Source organism: Tenacibaculum sp. Bg11-29, assembly GCF_002836595.1.
Taxonomy (GTDB): Bacteria; Bacteroidota; Bacteroidia; order Flavobacteriales; family Flavobacteriaceae; genus Polaribacter.
In genome coordinates, this window is sequence record NZ_PJBB01000003.1 from 3,134,413 (window position 1) to 3,152,853 (window position 18,441).

An 18,441-nucleotide genomic window follows, 5' to 3' on the forward strand; every position below is an offset into this window, starting at 1 on the left:
TTCAAATAATTTATTGACGCTTGGTGTAATCCCTATCTTTTCTATTTCGGTTTTTATCTGTAATATTTTTATTACCAAAGGATAAATTATATTTAAAAGTTACATACAGATGTCTTGATGAAGGTGACTGAGAAACACTATTAAATGAAAATCCATTCACTTCCCCATAATTTGTTCTTTTTTTAGAATCAAATATATCATTAACACGTAGTATTATTTGTCCTTTTTTATTAAAAAGGTCTTTACTAATAGCCAAGTCTGTATAAGAAAAGCCTTTTGTAGTGTTTTGTAACCCTACATTTTTAGGGCGAATCCCAAAATTTGCTTGAACACTTACGCCATTAAAGGGCTTAAAAGTGTTGTTAATATTGTATTCATGATTAAATGTTTTTGTATTTAAAAAAGACTGATTTTTAAATTTCTTAAAGTAATATGTTGCGTCAACTGTAGCATCCCACCAATTAAAAAGGTTTATTCGAGAATAAAGTTCAAGACCATAATTTTGTGATTTTCCAACATTGTCAAAATAATTTATGGCATTATTACCATTAATAGTTGTTACAAAAGTAATAACATCACTAACTCCTGTATAAAAAATAGAACTGTTTAAATTAAATTTCTCGAATTTTTTATAATAATTAAATTCCATTTTGTTTGCATATTCAGGTTTCAGGTCTGGGTTTCCAGAAAACTGAGAATATTGAGAAAAAGTGAATATTGTATTGCTTATATGCCATACACTTGGTCGCGAAATTCTTCTACTATAGTTTAATGATAATTTATGTCCATTTTTATTAAATGACGCACTTAACGAAGGAAACAAATCTGTGTAGTCACTTTTTATCGTATTATCATTATTTTTTAGATTAAAAGCGGTGTGTTCTAATCGTAAACCTCCTTTTATACTTAAATCCCCAAATTGTCTATCATATACTCCATAAGCAGCGTATATCCCATCGTTGTATTTATAGTTTGTATTTGTTTGAGTTTCGGTTTGGGTAATCATATAGAAATTCTGAGATTTTTCTAAATTCCTTAATTCAGACCGTAACCCTAATTCTAAAGTGCTTTTTTCAGTGTTTTTATAATAATCTAAATTTAAGGTAGTTATATTACTTGAGTCGATTAAATTGTCACCTTGTAATTCTGTAGTAGTAGAGTTATCTCTATCTGTTTTTCTGTCAGAGTTAAACTTAAAAGGAGAAAATGAATAATTTGCATCGGCTTCAATATAATGGTCAGAACCATTAAGCTCTTTTCTATAATTAATATTAAAATCATTATTATTACCAGTACTTTTAGATTCTAATTTAAAGATTGAATTGGTAATAGTATTATCAAGTAAAGATGTTTCTATAATGTTATTTTTTCCACTACTTGCAAAGCTATATTTAGATAAGCTTGCTGAAACTGAAAGTGCACTGGTACTGTCAATAAAAAAATCTAAACCACCTTTTAAATATGGTGTTTTATTAAATGATAATTGATTTTGTTGATTTTCAAATTTTATAGATTCACGTTCGTTATTACTTATTTCTTTGGTGTCCCAAATTGATTTATTATAACTATAATTTACATACGTTTTTATTTTTTTTGTGGCATAACTTATATCAATATTTGAGTTGGCTCTTAGCTCTTTACCTGTACCTATAGCTGTGGATAGATTTATTTTACCACCAATATTATATTTTCTTTTAGTAATTATATTAATTATCCCTGATACTCCTGCAGCTTCATATTTGGCAGAAGGGTTTGTTATAATCTCAATTTTTGAAATAGCACTGGAAGGTATTTGCTGGAGTAATCTATCATTTGGTAACGATTGACTTTTTCCATTAACCAATATTTTTACATTCTGGTCACCTCGTAAACTTACGTTTCCATCAACACTTACTTTAACAGATGGTAGTTTGTTGAAAATATCTGTAGCTGCAGCACCTGATGACAATAAATCTTTGCCCAAATTCACTATTTTTCTGTCACTTCTATGTTGTATCGTTGTTTTTTCGGCAATGATAACCACTTCATCAAGTTCACTTGCATCACTCTCTAATTGAATTGAAAACTGTTTTTTCTCATTGTTTTTTAATTCAAAATCAGCACTATATTCTTTATATCCTAAATAATGAGTTTTTAATTTATAAGCTCCATCTTTTATGTTCTCTAATGAAAACTCTCCTTTATCATTTGTAATCACAGCTGTTACTATTGTTTCACCTTGGTATAATATAACATCTGCCCAAGAGATTATATCATTTGTTGTACCATCTGTAATTTTTCCTGAAATACTATTTTGTGAGTATGTATTGATTACACATAATAATAGAATTAATTTAACTATTGCTTTCATTTTATTTATGTTTTATGATGCAAACATATTTTGAATAAAAAGCTTAAAGAAGTTAAGTGTATTAACAACAATAATTAGGGTATAACAGATTGTTAACATACTGTTTTTCAAAAGTACTTGGTATATTTACGTTTGTACATTACAAATACACTTTCGTACATTTACTTTTTAGAAATGAGAGCTTTAAAATACTTTTGTTGTATGAAATATAATGACATGAAATATAACTTATCAATGAAACTAATAATTCATCTGTTCTTTTGGGTATTCTATTTTGTGGTTGTCTTTTTTTTAGAACCTTACTATGGCAATGCTACCATGAGTTGGATTGATAAGATTGATGTAAAACTATTGCTTATTGTAGTGGGATTAACGTACATAAATGATCAGTTATTTCTTCCTTATTTCTTTAAAAATAAAAAATACATCACCTACAGTCTTTTAATAGTAACACTATTATTTTTAATTACTACAATCTACTGTTATTACATTATTGATTGCTCTTGTAGTTATGGTGCTTGTTTATCACAAAATTTATGGAAATTTGTTTTACCAATCATTTTTCTATCTTTAATATGGATATTAATGTCCTTATTTGAAAAACAAAAGGAGTTAGAGAAAATCAATAAAGAACGATTAGAAATAGAACTTAAGTTTTTGAAATCTCAAATTAATCCACACGTACTCTTTAACAACCTTAATACTATTTATTCACAAGCAGTAAAAGGTGCAGATAATGTTCCTGAAATGATTTTAATGTTATCTGAAAATTTAAAGTATATTCTTTATCAGAGTGAAACTAATATAGTGCCTTTAGAAAAAGATATTGATTTTATTGATAATTATCTTGAATTTCAAAAAATGAGAACACAAGGAATAAACAATATCATCTATACAAAAAATATCGATTCATTAAACCATTCTATTGCTCCGTTATTGTTAATTGGTCTTATAGAAAACGCATTTAAACACAGTAGCTATAAAGAAAATTTATTAAGTGATATTGAAATAATAATTAATGTACAAAACGGAAAACTTCATTTTATTTGTAAAAATGAAGTTGATAATTCTCAAAATAAAACCAATACTGAAGGATTACAAATTGGTTTAAAGAATCTTAAGCAACGTCTTGATTTAATGTATAAGGGCAATTATTCATTAGAAAAAATAGAAAATGAAAACAATTTTATAGCAGATTTAAAGATAACCTTAACATGAATTGTATAATAATAGAAGATGAGATTCCTGCACAAGAAATCTTAATTACATATATCGGTAAAATACCAGATTTGGAAATTAAGGGCGTTTTTAATTCTGCGCTTATGGCAAACAAAATATTAAAAGAAGAGCAAATAGATATTTTATTTTTAGATATTAATTTACCAAATATTTCTGGAATGAATTATTTAAAAACACTACAAAACCCTCCTTATGTAATAATGACTACTGCATACTCTAATTATGCAGCTGAAAGTTTTGAATTTGATACTATCGTAGATTACCTAACAAAACCCTTTAGTTTCGAACGTTTTTTAAAAGCTATAAACAAAGTCGAAAATAGGCAATCAACTATAAAACCTATAAAATCAGACACTATTCAGATTACAAAAAATGAAGACTCTGTGTTTATTAATGTTGATAAAACCTTGCATAAAATCAACCTTAATACTATTCTTTATGTACAGTCAGACAGGAATTATGTAACTGTAGTTACCGAAAACATTAGCCTTTCATTTATTGATAGTTTAAAAAAATGGAATGACTATTTAATAGATGAACAATTTTTACAGATTCATAAATCATATATTATTAATCTAAATTATGTTGAAAAAGTGACAGGTAACCTTGTTTATATTAATAAACAAAAAATCCCAGTAGGAAGAACTTTTAAAGACGTTTTATTTGAAAAAATAAAACCTATTAATTAATTTTGAATGAATTATTGTATGCTGTCTCTTAAGAATAAAAAAAACGATGAGAGTAAATTATTAATCTATCAACTATTTTTCGGTACAGTATTTGTATTTTGACAGATTAAATATTTATATAAAATAATATTAAAATTCTTTTAGCTTTTTTATTAGGAGGAGCAATAACAAGCTTTATTCTATTCAGTCAAATTCAAAACAGATATGATATAGGCCATAATACAGGTCATCTTGATGGAGGTGTGGAGGTTATCTATTTCTTAAAAAAGAATATACAAAATGATTCGTCAAAAGAAATCACAGACTCTGGGAAATACCTGGATTTTAAAGATGCTAGAATTTCAGTTGTGGTAATTGATGGTATAGAAACTGTTGTAGTTAAGTAACTATTTTTTTTACATACATCTTCTAATAATATGCAGAATATAATTAAAAAAACTTCAGTTCGAATTCTAAATATAACAAGTGTATAGAAATTTATTTTTCTTAAATTTTATACTCTTGTGGCTTACTGACGAAATGCTTCTGTAAAAAAAATATAACGAGAATTTCCTAGCTAACATAAAGTTTAATTGAATTTAAAAGTTAGCTTTTATTTTGGCGTTGGCAAGCGTTGGATAATTGTGTTAAAAAAAAATACTGCGACAGCATAATTATTTTTAAAAAGCAATCGAGCGTTTGCGAGCGGCAATTTTACATAATGTCTAATTATAGCTATCTAATGGATGATAACATTTGTATTATAATGTTCTGCGTTATGTAACTTTGCTTTGGTAAAAGCGAAGTTTTAATTACTTCTTTTCCTTTATTTTTTTCTAGTCAAATGTTTCTCTGCAATGTTAATGGAACACTCTTTTCATGAAACGACGATAGGAGAGTAGTGGAATGTGTGTGGAATGGAATGTTACTCCTTATAAAAATAAATCTGAATTCACATGAATCCAGATTTATTAAACTATGTATTAAAGTAGAAGATATGTTGAAAATCGGAAATGTAGTTAGCTTGAACATATGCTAATTTGTCTTGCCATTTCCATGGATTAATAATTTTTCGTTCCATTTGTTATTTGTTTTAAGTTATATTCTTTACTAATTATTCTATATAAACTACTCCAAATTTTTCTTCAATTAATGCAAAGTCAAATTTTCCAGACTTTACTTGTTTACTAGTTTCTGCAAAAAAATCTTCAGCCCAATCCCCTGGAAATATGTAGCTAATTAATTTTGCATCTTTATCTCCTGTATTTTTCATATAGTGTGATACTCCTTTTGGACAATGAATAGAGTCTCCTGCGCTAACCAAGACTGTTTCATTACCAATTTTAACTTCTAAATCCCCTTCTACAATATGGAAAGTTTGATCTTCCCATTTATGATAATGGTTAGGTACAAATCCATCAGGCTCAATAATACCATCACTAATAACATATTCAGAATTTGTAGCCTCTTTACCAGCTATGATACCTATAAATTCATTTTCAGTCATCCAATACTTTTTAGCATCACTAGCTTTTTTTATTACTGTTTTTTTATTGGTCTTAATCAAATTTTCCATTTTTACTTTTTTAAGTATTTAGTTTCACACATCGCTATTATTACTACTATTGGAGTAAATATTAATGCTAAAAACCCTGCATAACTTCCTTTTATGATGATGTAATATTTTAAAGATAAAAGGGTAGCATTTGTCACTTCAAGAAGCAAGAATAATAATGGTATAAAGACAAGAGTTATTACAATAGCAACTAATAAGCTTCCTAAAAAAGGACGCTGCATCGATTTTTTTAAGATTGAATTGAACCATTCAATTTCTAACGGTTGTAGTTTCCCTGACTTTACTGCTTTATGCGTCATTTTAGAAACTAACAAAGAAGTCATAAAGACTAACATGAAAGTGGTCATTATTAAATCAAAAGCAAAACTATTTTCACCCCATAAATTAAGTTTATCAGCAGATTTAAAAACGACCCATCCCATAAGAGAATTCATAATAATATTCATGAGCACTCCCATAGTTGTTTGCTGTAAAAAGATATATTTTTTCTGCTTTTTAGATAATGAGATCATAATTTGTGTCTATATTAAAAATTAAGCGTTAAACCTGGAGTTAAAACGGAGTTGGTTTTTTCTGCCATAGGGACTTCTTTGCTATTATGCCAGACGCTATATGATATGTTAAATTTTAATGATTTACTTATATCAAAGAATACATCTAAACGACTTTCAATACCACTATAATCACTATCCGAGAATGATAAATATGTGTCAATTGAATATCTAATACCCATAGTTTTTGTTACAGGAAAATGTGAACGCAACCTAAGACCTGTACTGGCAGATTCATGCTTATTAAATGGAGCAAATTTCACAGCCATATAGCCAACATAAATCCCTAAATCGACATAGTTTTGCTCTGATTTTTGATGAATGTTCCAAGCGACACCAGGACCAGTTAGAAAAGCGTAATCGAGTGAATAAGAGTTTGCTTTTGATATATTTACCGAATAGGTAAAGTAAAGTTTATTATGTTCTTTTAAGTTGTAACTAGCATGAACATAGTAATCACTATCTAATTCAAAATCTTCAACAGATAAGAATTTATAATTTAATCCTAAGTTTAATCGATTGTTATTTTTCTTGAAATTTATTTCTCCTCTTCCTGTTAATAATGTTTCATCTATAGTACCTGTTTGAAAATTAGCCATTAGTGATAATGAACCATCCACTTTCAAAGAATCTTTTACAGTAGTTAATCCTTCGGTTTTTTGACTAAAAGTGTAGCCTGATAAAAATAAAAAAATAATGACTAATATTCTTAGATGCATAGTACAGAGATTTTAGTTTGATTTTAATTGAAAAATTTGCTTATAAGAATCTTTATATAAAACAAATAAAGTTACGTTAAGTATTAATGCTAATAAAGAGCCTCCAATACCTGGTAAGTCTAAGGCTAAGTGAAATAGAAAGGCATTTAATATTATAGGGAAAATAAGTATTAAAGCTAATGAGGTATAACGGTTGATTAATAGTAAAACTCCTACGCCTACTTCTAAAATTCCTACAATTGGCATAATATATCCTGCTTTTAGCAATGCTCCTAAAAATTCACCACCTTCAGGTGTTGGTGCTGGCAGCGGCATAAATTGAAAAATTCCATTTAGACCAAAAAAAGCCAAAAATGCTCCATAAATAATTCTGATTACTGTTTTTGTTTTGCTTGTTTTCATTTTTAAATATTTACTTGTTATTAGATTTATTAATTTTTAAAGCCAAAGCATGATAAAACCACCATAATTGGTATTTACGATACCTTGAGGGCCTATATACTCGAAGTTAATAGCTGGACCGATACTGAAATTTTTATGCTTTGCACCAACTCTCCAATTATGATAACTATACACATGTTGCTTATTAAAGTCTGTTAGTGCTTGTACTCGAAAAAAGGGTTGAATTTTTTTGCCATTATTAGGGTGCCATTCAAAAAAGGAGAACAATTCAAAAAACCCATCCTTATGTATTTCAATACTAGGCTGAATGAATAGACTTATCTTTTTATTAAATAAGCCATAGGAAGTAGCCAATAATGTTCTAAAACCTGATGCTGTATTTAATCTTGTACCTGCTCCTATATTAAAATGATTAGTAAGCTTGTACGTAATCATTGCTTCTGTATTTATAGAATTTGGTGCGGTTTTTTCGTGATTAACTTTGTATGCCAATTGTGAAAAGAAACCAAACCTACTTCCTTCAAAAAGTGGGCGGTTAATTGAAAACTGAAATCTGTATGCTTCATTTCCTACCATTAATTCTAATGGTATAGGTGGTTTTTTCTCTAAGTCTTGCGCATTTGCGAAAATATTTAGAAGTATAAACGGTATGATAATCAAGTGTTTCATGCTGTTTTGCAGTCTAATAATATATATTAATAATTAAAGAGTTGACTATTCAACACTACAAATCTAGAAAAAAGTATTGAATACTCAACACTTTTTTTTAGATTTGCGATATGAAATGGAGCGAATTATATATAAAAGACATAAAAAACTTACAGTTGAAAGCAATTCTTAATGTAGTATATACAGGTTTTAGATACGAAAAACGAATTAAAGAACTTCTTACACCGATGGGGATTTCTCATCAGCAGTTTGAAGTTTTGAAAATATTGGAAGAGTTCCCTAGTAAGCCTTTTAGTTTGAAAGAAATTCAGATGCAATTATTAAATCAAACATCTAATGCTACGCGGTTGGTAGAGAAACTAAGATTAAAAGAGTTGCTACAAACTTCCCCTAGTAAAGAAAACAAGAGTAAGTTGGATATTATGATTACTAAGAAAGGTTTAGATTTGTTAAAGAAAACGGAACACCCAGTTAAATTAATGATGGCTGAAATTAAAGAAAATTTAAGTGATGATGAGGCTAATGAAATATCAAGAGTTCTTACTAAAGTTCAGGATTCATTAGACGAAAAGGAACATAATGTTCAATAAATATAGAATGTTAAACTCGACCTCATAAAATTTTGGATAAAACAATAGGAGAGAGGAACGTAATATTTTAGGGCTTTATCAAAACATATTCTTAAGAGTTTCAATTATGCAATGAATTTCTGATCAGTCTTAGTAAATTACAATGTTTCCTAAAATATAGTGTAACGAAACGTAATTGTTTCCAAAATTATATGCAGTCTTGATTTTTTGTTTCTTTTTTTATCAAGAAAAAAAGATAATAATAAACTATTAATAGTCACGATTTTAAATTTCAGTTCTAAATGTTGTTAAACAACTCAAATCAAAAAAGGTTGAATTATAGCACAATTAGAGCAAGTGTATAGAAATTTATTTTTCTTAAATTTTATACTCTTGCGAAAACCTTTACTAGAATGTCGTAGAAAAAAATATTGCAGGATTATTATCCAATACGCGAATTTTAAACAAATCTAAAAGGTTAGCTTTTTTTGGCGTTGGCAAGCGATGGATAATTGTGTTTAAAAAAATTACTGCGACAGCATAATTATTTTTAAAAAGCAATCGAGCGTTTGCGAGCGGCAATTTTACATAATGTCTAATTATAGTTACAAATTTATAGTTCTGAAGTTTCTTGAGAATCGCGTATTTAAAATAACTTGAACGATTGTACAGAATATTAAATTTAAACGAAAAGCAAAAATGATAATGTTTAATGACCCAAGTACTACAGGTTATTGGTGTGTACAAGACTTTCTGGGATATTTTACATAATATAGAATTATAGCTATCTAATGGATGAAATACATTTGTACTATAATTAATATTATGTTAAATAGAGTTTTTGTAAAGTAAATTAATCTTTATATAAGATGGCCTTTTGTCATCTTATATAAAGATTAATATTTGTATGTTTCTTACCAAATTCATTTGTATTACTTATAATAATAATAATACTCTCATGGCATTAATTCAAAATTAATATTCTTGTTTGATAATGAGCTCACTTTTTCCACGAATCCAAACTACACTATCAGTTACGTTTGAAGAGCGTAAGTATAAATATAAATTAATATTAGCTTCGGGTAAATGATCTATAATGTTATCTGAAACTACATTTGTAAACTCAGTACTATTTGTACTCACAGAGCCTATTGTTTGATAGAAAGTCATGTTGTATAAATCTAATATGGCATTATTTAAAGAATCATCTGTTTTTAAATAAGTGGAAAAATAAATTGAATATGCTTTACTCCAGTTTCTTTTATCAAAATTTATTAAAGCTGGATAACTGTTAACACCAGTTCCTGAAACACCTGTTGCTCCTGAAAAATTAGTATGAAGAACTAATCTAATTTCTTCATTTATCTTTCCATCAACACCATTACATATGCTTCTAGTTTCAATAATTTCTTCCTCAGATAAGTTACCATCACTATTAGAATCTCTACCAGAAACGATAATTAAACCTCCTTTTTCACAAACACCTTCTTTATCTTCTATTATTCTGATTAGACTGGTTTTTCCTTCTTCACCATTACAAAAATAAGCTGTTGAACTAACTTCTGATTTTTCTAAACTTCCGTTTCCATTTACGTCTAATCCATACTCAATTTTAGTTCCTCCAGTGTCACAATTATTCCCTGGTAATATGCTACTTATTTCAGTTAATAAGTCATTAGCATCTACTCCATTACATAAAAAGGTAGAAGAAGTAATTTCGATATCATCAAGAGTTCCATTATTATTAGAATCTAATCCAAAAGAAACTTTAATCCCTCCTTTTTCACAATTTATACCTTTTGGTTCAGTAATGTAACTACTTAAATATGATAAGCCATTTAATCCATTACAGACAAACTCATTTGAATCTACTTCATCCTTATCTAAGATACCATTAGAGTTTATATCTAACCCTGTTTCTATTTTTAGCCCACCTCTTTCACAATTTATTCCTGGGGCTTCTGAAATAATATTTGTTAAGTTAGCAAGCCCGTCATAACCGTTTTCTTGACAAGCACTAAGTAATATTAATAACAAAGTTAAATGACGAAAATTATTTAATTTAATGTTTTTCATAATAAAAAATTAATCTTTCCTATAATTAATAATAATTTCGGATTTCATAGTTATATATACATCTTCTCCTTCTTTTTCAGTTCTAAACCTGAGAGCTAAATCGATTTCCTTATTAGGTAAATTTTCAATAATATTATCAGAAATTAAAAATTCTCCAGGAAACCCTTCAATACTTGTGCTTAATGTAGAGTTTTGTATAATCATATTATCCGTTAAATTATATAATTCTACAAAACAAGAAGCTTCTTTATTACTGGTGGATGCATAAACCGTATAAATAATTGACGCTTCACTGCTATTTAAATTATTTTTATTAAACCCTATTATCTTTCCATTATCTACTATTTTTCCATCTATTTTGTTAGTAGCATTAGCACTAGCATTAGATGAAAATAAAACTAATCTTATTTCTTCATTAAAACGACCATCAGACATATTACAAATAGTTTTAATAGCTTTAATTTCACTTTCCTCCAAGATAGCATTGTTATTATTATCAATACCAGATTTAATTATGATACCACCGTTACTACAATTAGAATTTGCTTCAATATCTGAGAAAATTACTAAACTAGACTTACCATCATCAGCATTACATCCATAAGTCGTTGAAATAACTTCATCACCGTCTAATATTCCATTTTCATTTATGTCCTTACCTGCTTCTATTTTCATACCACCACTCTCACAATTCATTCCTTTTGGTTCATTAGTGATTTTGGTCAATGTTTCTTTCCCATTAATTCCATTACAAATAAAAGACAAAGCTGTAATTTCATCTATATCTAGCACATTATTATTATTAAAATCAATTCCTGAATTTATTTTATAGCCTCCATTTTCACAATTTAGCCCAGAAGGCTCTTCTTCTAATGCTGTCAAACTATTACTACCATTTAAACCATGACAATAATAGTTCGTTACATTGATTTCTTCTACTTCTAATGAACCATTAGAATTTTTATCTAAACCTACTTCTAATTTAATACCTCCATTTTTACAATTGGCACTAGAAGGTTCTTTTGTTAAAATAGTTAAACTATTTAATCCTAAAATTCCATTTTCTACTTGACAAGCTACAAACAATAAGAATGAAGTTATACAATACAGATAAGTTTTTTTTATATATGTGAAATTCATAAACTAAATTTTTTAATTATTGATAATTAATTCAGATTTTCTACCTATAAACACAGATGTTCCTTCATTTTCTGAACGCAACCTTAAGTCTAGTTTGATCTCTTTATTAGGAAGGTTGTCAATGATATTTTTTGATATAACTAATGAACCAGGATACATTGTACTGTTAGATGATATGGTTGATTCTGAAATAACATAACCATCGGTTGCATTATATAGTTCTATATAACAAGTATTATTATAATTACTAGTGTATATGTAAGAATTATATATTATAGATTTTGCTTCTGACCAGTTTTTTTTATTAAACTTTTCAATACTTCCAACTATAACACCACTTTCTTTATCAGTTCCTGATGCACCAGCTCCTGAGGATAAAATTAAAAGTCTAATTTCTTCAAGTCCACCAATTCCATCTACTCCATTACAGACAGTTTTAGTTGTTTTTATCTCTTCTTCATCAAGGATTGCATTACTATTTAAATCGATACCTACTTCTATTTTCATTCCACCATTTTCGCATGTACTACCCGATTCAATGTCAGAAATTTTTGTTAAACTTAAATCACCGTCTTCTGCATTACATGCATATGATGTAGAAATAATTTCATCATTATCTAAAATACCATTACTATTATTATCTAAACCTATACTAATTTTTATGCCTCCTTTATCACAATTAACACCTATGGGCTCATTTACAAACTTAGTTAGAGGTTTATACCCTTCAATACCATCACATACTATTGCAGAGATCATTATTTCTTCAATATCCAATACATTATTATTATTATAGTCTAAACCAGAATTTATTTTATGTCCACCATTTTCACAAACATTAGTATCAATAAAATCGTTACTTACTGATGTTAAATTAATATAACCATTTAAACCATTACATATATAATTAACAGTCTCTATTTCATCTATGTCTAAAACATTATTTGAGTTTTTATCTAGCCCTAATTCTATTTTTACACCTCCATTTTCACAATTTGTACCTATAGCTTCTTTATAAGTATTTGTCAAAGTATTTACCCCTGTATTACCTTCTTCTACTTGACAACTTATAAAAAATAAAATAAGTAAATAATAGTATGTTTTCTTTATCATTAGGTTTAAAGATTTTAAGCACGAAAATAGTTAATTAATTTAGTATATCTATATTCAATAAAATTATATTAAATATAAGACTCAATAGTATAAAGTACTTTATATCTGTAAAATTTAATTACACAGATATGATAATTATTAATTTAAGCTATATACTCCAGTTTGGAATTAATTATATTTTAATACCTTAAAAAGGTTTATTTGAGCGTAGTTGAAACCTATCTTTACATACTAATAGTTTTTAACTATGCTCGAAATAAATAACACGACAAAACTAGCTTCCTTAAAACCATATGGTTTATTAATATTTTATTACTAGCAACTTATTTTTATATAGCAATTGGCCATTTATCAGCTTGTGAAAATGATTTATCTTTCCATAATTGAATCTCTTTATTGGTAAGTAAACATTCATTTAATTGAATGATCATTTCCTCTTTATTTAATAGTTGACCAATAAATACTAACTCTATTTTTCGATCTCCAAAAAGAACATCCCAATCAGACTCAATACCATCTTTGTTATCATTAAAAGAAGCATAATTAATTCTTTCTTGAAATGGCATAGATGCCCACCAAACCCCAGCCGGATCTGCTTTACAAGAACCGCCTGCTGAACTCCATGATAATGCTTGATTAGATCTTGAAGCTAACCAAAACAATCCTTTACTTCTAATAACATTTTGAGGAAAACTTTGATTTAGATAGTTAAAAAAACGTTCAGGGTGAAATGGTTTTTTACTTTTAAAAACAAAAGAACTTATACCAAATTCATCGGTTTCAGGCACGTGTTCATTTTCTAATTCTTTTATCCAACCAGCAGAAGCCTCTGCTTTTTCATAATTAAATAAGCCTGTGTTTAATACATTTTCTAGTTTGATTTTAGAATTTTTAGTTGAAATAATTCTAGCTTCAGGGTTTAACTTTTTAATAATAGCGCGAAGTTCTGCTACCTGTTCTTTAGTTACTAAATCAATTTTATTAATTATAATAACGTTTGCAAACTCAATTTGATCGGTTAATAAGTTTACAATAGTTCTATCATCACCATCAATATTAGTAAGTTCTCTTGTCGCTAAATAATCTGAACTCGAAAAATCTTTTAAGAAATTAAAAGCATCAACTACTGTTATCATATTATCTATATAACTAAATCGGCTTAAATCTATCTTACCATCTTCACTTTCAAAAGTAAATGTTTGTGCCACCGGTACTGGCTCACTTATACCAGTACTTTCTATTAAAAGGTAATCAAATTTGTTCTGTAATGCTAGTTTTTCTACCTCTACCATAAGATCTTCACGAAGTGTACAGCAAATACATCCATTAGACATTTCTACTAATTTTTCTTCAGTTCTAGAGAGTGCATTTTCATTTTTAATGAATTGAGCATCAATATTCACTTCACTCATATCATTTACAATCACAGCTACTTTTAAGCCTTCTTTATTATGCAATATGTGATTTAGTAATGTTGTTTTTCCAGCTCCTAAAAAGCCACTTAATACAGTTACAGGTAATTTTTTCATTCTATTAATAGGTAAAAATGGTCGTATTTAATTTAAATGATGTTTTTGTAAACAAATTAAATCAGCATATATATTCGTAAATGAATTGGTATGCTGATTGTATATCTTCCCTCCTATTTTAATATGCCTTTTTGATAAATTTGTTAACTGTAATTGTAACTCATTTATTTTTTTATTTAAATAATAAGAAAGAATAATAAACTGATTATAGTCTGTTTTCCATAACATATCTGAATGTTCTTTTTGTTTTTTAATTTGACGGTATAATCTAGTTAGTCCTTTTATCCTTAAAAAATCTTGCGCGCCCAATGCATCATTAATAATATGATTGTTATTAGATAACACAAAAGATATTTCTTTAATATTATGCGCTGTAATTACTTCGCTTAGCGACTCAATTGTTTTATTTTCAGCCGCAAAAGAATTTCCAAGCGAGGTATAAAAATAATTTTCATGCTTAAAAGTATTGTTAATAACAGATTCTAAACAATCGGTAGGACACAAAAAATAAAGGTGTTTTTGCATTAGACAACGTTATTTATAGTGTAAGGAAATGAAGAATGATGTAAATCTATTTTTAATTCTCCAGCAATTAGTTTATAGCCAAATGTATATTCAACTTTTGCTTCATTACCACTTAAATCGGTAAAATAGTAATTACCCATAGCGATTGCTCGGTTTTCTTCTAAGATGAGATTTGAATTTTCAAACCTTACTTTTGTCCAAGGTTGAAGCGCAAATCCTTTATCTTCATCACAAGCCCTATTTTCGCCTGCAATAAAATATGACAAAGCTTTTGGTTGGGTAGGTCTAAATTGTTCTATTTCACACTTAGTAGGCTTAAATAGAACTGGTCCATAATCAAAAGAATATAAATTTTTAAGAAACTCATTCGTAAAAGATTCACATTCTGTTGTTTTATCCTTTAAAGAACCAATTTTTACAACTCCTCCTCCCCATTTTTCTTGTGCGTTTAATACTTCTTTTTTTAATATCATTTTTATAATTTTTGTTGCGTTATTATTTTTAAAAATTCATTACGAGTTGCTGTTTCTGAGAAGCATCCTCCATATTCTAAAGTTGTCGTAAAGCTGCTTTGATCTTTTATGCCTCTAGAAGAAACACAAAGATGTTTGGCTGTTACAGAGACGATAACATCTTTTGTATCTAAAACATCCTGTAAATCGTTTAAAATTTGTAGCACTAACCTTTCCTGTACCTGTGGGCGACGTGCATAATAATCGACCAATCGATTAATTTTTGATAGTCCAATAACTTTGTCTTTAGGAACGTATGCTACATGAGCAAATCCTGTTATTGGTAAAAAATGATGTTCGCAAGCAGAATCAATGGTAATATTCTGTTCAACTAACATTTTTTTGTACCCATATTTATTTTGAAATGTTGACAGTTTAGGCTTGTTAGCAGGGTTTAATCCATAAAACAATTCTTTAACATACATTTTTGCTACTCGATATGGAGTACCTGATAAGCTATCATCTGTTAGATCTAAGCCCATTTCATGCATTATCATCTTAAAATGATGTTGTATATTTTTAATCTTTTCATCATTAGATTTATCAAACGCGTCTGGACGTAATGGGGTTTTAATACTTTTTGAATAATGATCATCCCCTATTATTTCAATTTCTTCTTTATTGTTCATTTGTACAGCATTTTGTTACGTTACATTTACAATATTTTTTATTGTATTGATGTAAGATTATCAATGAGAGCGCAGGAAAATAGATAAAGCTTTCATGTAAAGATACCCATGCAACTTTTTCGTTTACTATGATTAAAAATAAAAGAGACCAACTTAGCCACAACGATGGTTTCATCCACTTAATAGTAGTTGTTTGTGTTGAATAATAAATGGCTATTACTGAGATTACTAAAAAAAAATAGTCTATAAATCTCCACCAAGTAGGTGCGCTATCGCAACAAGTTATTGAGCAGCTTTGTACTATAAATATAAAAGGAGTAGCAATACAATGTATTAAACATAGTGTGCTTGTTAGAACTCCTAAATTATCTGATTTTTGGTTTGTGAATATCATTATAACTTTATTAATACAACTAAGTTGCAAAATTAATTAAAATATTCACTAATGCAACTTTGTTGCAATTTATTTAATAAGACTGGTATGAAACATAACGTTTCATGAAATTATAATAAAACGTAAAGCATTTATTATTTAGGAATGTTTACCATACATTCCTAAATAATAAATTTAAGAAGGCTTTAGAGTAGATTACTCATTAGTAGTTGATTTACTAGGTTTTAACGAAGGTTTATTACCTGGAGTATCCTTGTTATCTCTTCTTCTTTTATCAAGAGTACCATCTTTTTTCTTAGGCTTTGGCCCTGGTTTAATTGCTTCAATTTCTATCATAATTATTTGATTTTAAATAGTACGATAAATATATTTTGTTTAGCAAATAAATAGTTATGGTATTCCGTAATTGACAGAGAATTAAAGTGAATACCTCAATTTTATACGGAATGTTATGCTACAAGAACATTTTATATTTTAGTTAATTTTTCAGCCGCAGCAATTAAAGTTTCATCAGTTTTGGCAAAACAAAAACGAAGCATTTGTTTATCGGTTGCATCTTTATAAAAAACGGATATAGGAATTGCAGCAACATTGTGTTTTGTAATTAAATCTTTAGCAAATTCAGTATCGCTTTTAGCACTAATTTCTTTATAACTTGCAATTTGAAAATAGGTTCCTTCAGACTGTAATAACTCAAATCGACTGTTTTTAAGAATATCTTGAAACAAAGCTCTTTTACGTTCGTACATTGTTGCTATTTTACTAAAATCAACAATATCTAAATACTCAGAAATAGCATGTTGTGAAAAACTATTAATACTAAAAACTAAAAATTGATGCACCTTTTTAATTTCATTCATTAATCTTTCTGGAGCAATTAAATAACCAACTTTCCAACCAGTAACATGCAATGATTTACCAAAAGAAGAAGCTATAATTGTTTTATCAATTAATTTAGGTCGGCTATTTATAGAAATATGAGGATGTTTAAACGATATATATTCATAAACTTCATCACTTAATAATAAGATATTTGAGTGCTTATCTAAGATCGTTTCTAAAGCTTGAAACTCTTCTTCTTTCCAAATTTTACCAGTAGGGTTATGCGGATTATTAATAATTATAAGTTTGGTTTTTGATGTTATTACTGCTTCTATTCGGTTAAAATTGGGTGAATAATCATCATTTAAAGAAACACGTACTGGCTTTCCTCCTGCTACTAAAACAGAAGGCTCATAGCTATCGTAGCTTGGGTCTAAAATTATTACTTCATCGTTATAAGTAATAAAAGTGTTAATCGTAGTATAAATACCTTGTGTTGCACCCGCTGTAATTAATATTTCAGATGAAGTATTTACTTTTCGTTGGTAGTTTTTTTGAGTTAATGAGGCTATTTTTTCTAATAATGAAGGCAACCCTGCCATGGGTGTATATTGATGAACATTTGTTGTTAATAAACGATTTGAAATTTGAAGTAATCGCTCATCTACAGGGAAATTAGGAAATCCTTGTGATAAATTAATCGCATTGTGTTTTTGTGCTAATTGCGACATTACAGAAAATATACTAGCAGTTGTGTTTGGTAACTTTGACATTGTTAAAAATCAGTTTGTACGAAAATACTATATTGGTTGTAATAAACAAATGTGTATACTTATTATATTTAGTATCAACGCTTCATTTATCTAGAAACGCTTTATTTATAAGCATAAAAAATAGCGAGCATCTAAAGATATTTGATGCTCGCTATAGTTACTATCTAAGTCTTTTTTATAGATTT

Annotated in this window: 19 protein-coding genes; 3 read left to right on the forward strand and 16 right to left on the reverse strand. The window is 28.0% G+C overall.

What is annotated here, in order from left to right; genetic code table 11:
- Positions 1 to 10: 10 nt before the first annotated feature.
- The gene (locus CXF68_RS14290) at positions 11 to 2,350 is read right to left on the reverse strand and encodes an outer membrane beta-barrel family protein (RefSeq protein ID WP_101045785.1); all 2,340 of its coding nucleotides are present in this window, start codon (positions 2,348 to 2,350) and stop codon (positions 11 to 13) included.
- A gap of 201 nt (positions 2,351 to 2,551) precedes the next feature.
- Between CXF68_RS14290 and CXF68_RS14295 the strand changes: the two genes are divergently transcribed.
- The gene (locus CXF68_RS14295; RefSeq protein ID WP_232771666.1) at positions 2,552 to 3,568 is read left to right on the forward strand and encodes a sensor histidine kinase; all 1,017 of its coding nucleotides are present in this window, start codon (positions 2,552 to 2,554) and stop codon (positions 3,566 to 3,568) included.
- On the forward strand, positions 3,565 to 4,278 hold the full coding sequence (locus tag CXF68_RS14300) for a LytTR family DNA-binding domain-containing protein (protein WP_101045787.1): 714 nt from the start codon (positions 3,565 to 3,567) through the stop codon (positions 4,276 to 4,278). Before CXF68_RS14295 ends, CXF68_RS14300 begins: the two co-directional genes overlap by 4 nt.
- Positions 4,279 to 5,371: 1,093 nt before the next feature.
- On the opposite strand, the gene CXF68_RS14305 is transcribed toward CXF68_RS14300, so the two are convergent.
- Genes CXF68_RS14305 through CXF68_RS14325 form a run of 5 tightly spaced genes read right to left on the reverse strand, consistent with a single transcriptional unit; the run spans position 5,372 to position 8,174 of the window.
- A complete protein-coding gene (locus CXF68_RS14305) occupies positions 5,372 to 5,833 on the reverse strand; it encodes a cupin domain-containing protein (RefSeq protein WP_101045789.1) in 462 nt (153 codons plus the stop codon).
- A 2-nt stretch (positions 5,834 to 5,835) separates the two neighbouring features.
- The gene (locus CXF68_RS14310) at positions 5,836 to 6,345 is read right to left on the reverse strand and encodes a hypothetical protein (RefSeq protein WP_101045791.1); all 510 of its coding nucleotides are present in this window, start codon (positions 6,343 to 6,345) and stop codon (positions 5,836 to 5,838) included.
- A 14-nt stretch (positions 6,346 to 6,359) separates the two neighbouring features.
- On the reverse strand, positions 6,360 to 7,103 hold the full coding sequence (locus CXF68_RS14315) for a DUF481 domain-containing protein (RefSeq protein WP_101045793.1): 744 nt from the start codon (positions 7,101 to 7,103) through the stop codon (positions 6,360 to 6,362).
- Positions 7,104 to 7,115: 12 nt separating this feature from the next.
- The gene (locus tag CXF68_RS14320; RefSeq protein WP_101045795.1) at positions 7,116 to 7,505 is read right to left on the reverse strand and encodes a DoxX protein; all 390 of its coding nucleotides are present in this window, start codon (positions 7,503 to 7,505) and stop codon (positions 7,116 to 7,118) included.
- A gap of 36 nt (positions 7,506 to 7,541) precedes the next feature.
- Positions 7,542 to 8,174: a hypothetical protein gene (locus CXF68_RS14325; RefSeq protein ID WP_101045797.1), complete on the reverse strand. Its 633-nt coding sequence runs from the start codon at positions 8,172 to 8,174 to the stop codon at positions 7,542 to 7,544.
- Positions 8,175 to 8,284: 110 nt separating this feature from the next.
- On the opposite strand from CXF68_RS14325, the gene CXF68_RS14330 reads away from it, so the two are divergent.
- A complete protein-coding gene (locus CXF68_RS14330) occupies positions 8,285 to 8,764 on the forward strand; it encodes a MarR family winged helix-turn-helix transcriptional regulator (protein WP_101045799.1) in 480 nt (159 codons plus the stop codon).
- A 954-nt stretch (positions 8,765 to 9,718) separates the two neighbouring features.
- Here the strand turns inward: CXF68_RS14330 and CXF68_RS14335 are convergent.
- The 10 genes from CXF68_RS14335 to CXF68_RS14375 all read right to left on the reverse strand — a co-directional run bounded on the left by CXF68_RS14335 (position 9,719) and on the right by CXF68_RS14375 (position 18,256).
- On the reverse strand, positions 9,719 to 10,819 hold the full coding sequence (locus tag CXF68_RS14335) for a hypothetical protein (RefSeq protein ID WP_101045801.1): 1,101 nt from the start codon (positions 10,817 to 10,819) through the stop codon (positions 9,719 to 9,721).
- A gap of 9 nt (positions 10,820 to 10,828) precedes the next feature.
- A complete protein-coding gene (locus CXF68_RS14340) occupies positions 10,829 to 11,959 on the reverse strand; it encodes a hypothetical protein (protein WP_157821942.1) in 1,131 nt (376 codons plus the stop codon).
- Between the two features lie 12 nt (positions 11,960 to 11,971).
- Complete coding sequence (locus tag CXF68_RS14345) at positions 11,972 to 13,072, reverse strand: hypothetical protein (protein WP_101045805.1); 1,101 nt, start codon at positions 13,070 to 13,072, stop codon at positions 11,972 to 11,974.
- A 329-nt stretch (positions 13,073 to 13,401) separates the two neighbouring features.
- Positions 13,402 to 14,601, reverse strand: coding sequence for a GTP-binding protein (locus CXF68_RS14350; RefSeq protein ID WP_101045807.1), 1,200 nt, complete (start codon positions 14,599 to 14,601; stop codon positions 13,402 to 13,404).
- Positions 14,602 to 14,628: 27 nt separating this feature from the next.
- Positions 14,629 to 15,126 (reverse strand): hypothetical protein, encoded by a 498-nt coding sequence (locus CXF68_RS14355; RefSeq protein WP_101045809.1) that lies wholly within the window; start codon positions 15,124 to 15,126, stop codon positions 14,629 to 14,631.
- Positions 15,126 to 15,599, reverse strand: a complete 474-nt coding sequence (locus tag CXF68_RS14360; RefSeq protein ID WP_101045811.1) for a hypothetical protein — start codon at positions 15,597 to 15,599, stop codon at positions 15,126 to 15,128. Before CXF68_RS14360 ends, CXF68_RS14355 begins: the two co-directional genes overlap by 1 nt.
- Before the next feature lie 2 nt (positions 15,600 to 15,601).
- Positions 15,602 to 16,267 (reverse strand): GTP cyclohydrolase I FolE, encoded by a 666-nt coding sequence (gene folE / locus CXF68_RS14365; RefSeq protein WP_101045813.1) that lies wholly within the window; start codon positions 16,265 to 16,267, stop codon positions 15,602 to 15,604.
- The gene (locus CXF68_RS14370) at positions 16,257 to 16,661 is read right to left on the reverse strand and encodes a MerC domain-containing protein (RefSeq protein WP_101045814.1); all 405 of its coding nucleotides are present in this window, start codon (positions 16,659 to 16,661) and stop codon (positions 16,257 to 16,259) included. The genes folE and CXF68_RS14370 overlap by 11 nt, the downstream gene beginning before the upstream one ends.
- Positions 16,662 to 16,856: 195 nt before the next feature.
- On the reverse strand, positions 16,857 to 16,997 hold the full coding sequence (locus tag CXF68_RS20880) for a hypothetical protein (protein ID WP_198553826.1): 141 nt from the start codon (positions 16,995 to 16,997) through the stop codon (positions 16,857 to 16,859).
- Between the two features lie 131 nt (positions 16,998 to 17,128).
- Positions 17,129 to 18,256 carry a methionine aminotransferase gene (locus CXF68_RS14375; RefSeq protein ID WP_101045816.1) on the reverse strand — a complete coding sequence of 376 codons (1,128 nt, stop codon included), beginning with the start codon at positions 18,254 to 18,256 and terminating at the stop codon, positions 17,129 to 17,131.
- Between the last annotated feature and the right edge of the window lie 185 nt (positions 18,257 to 18,441).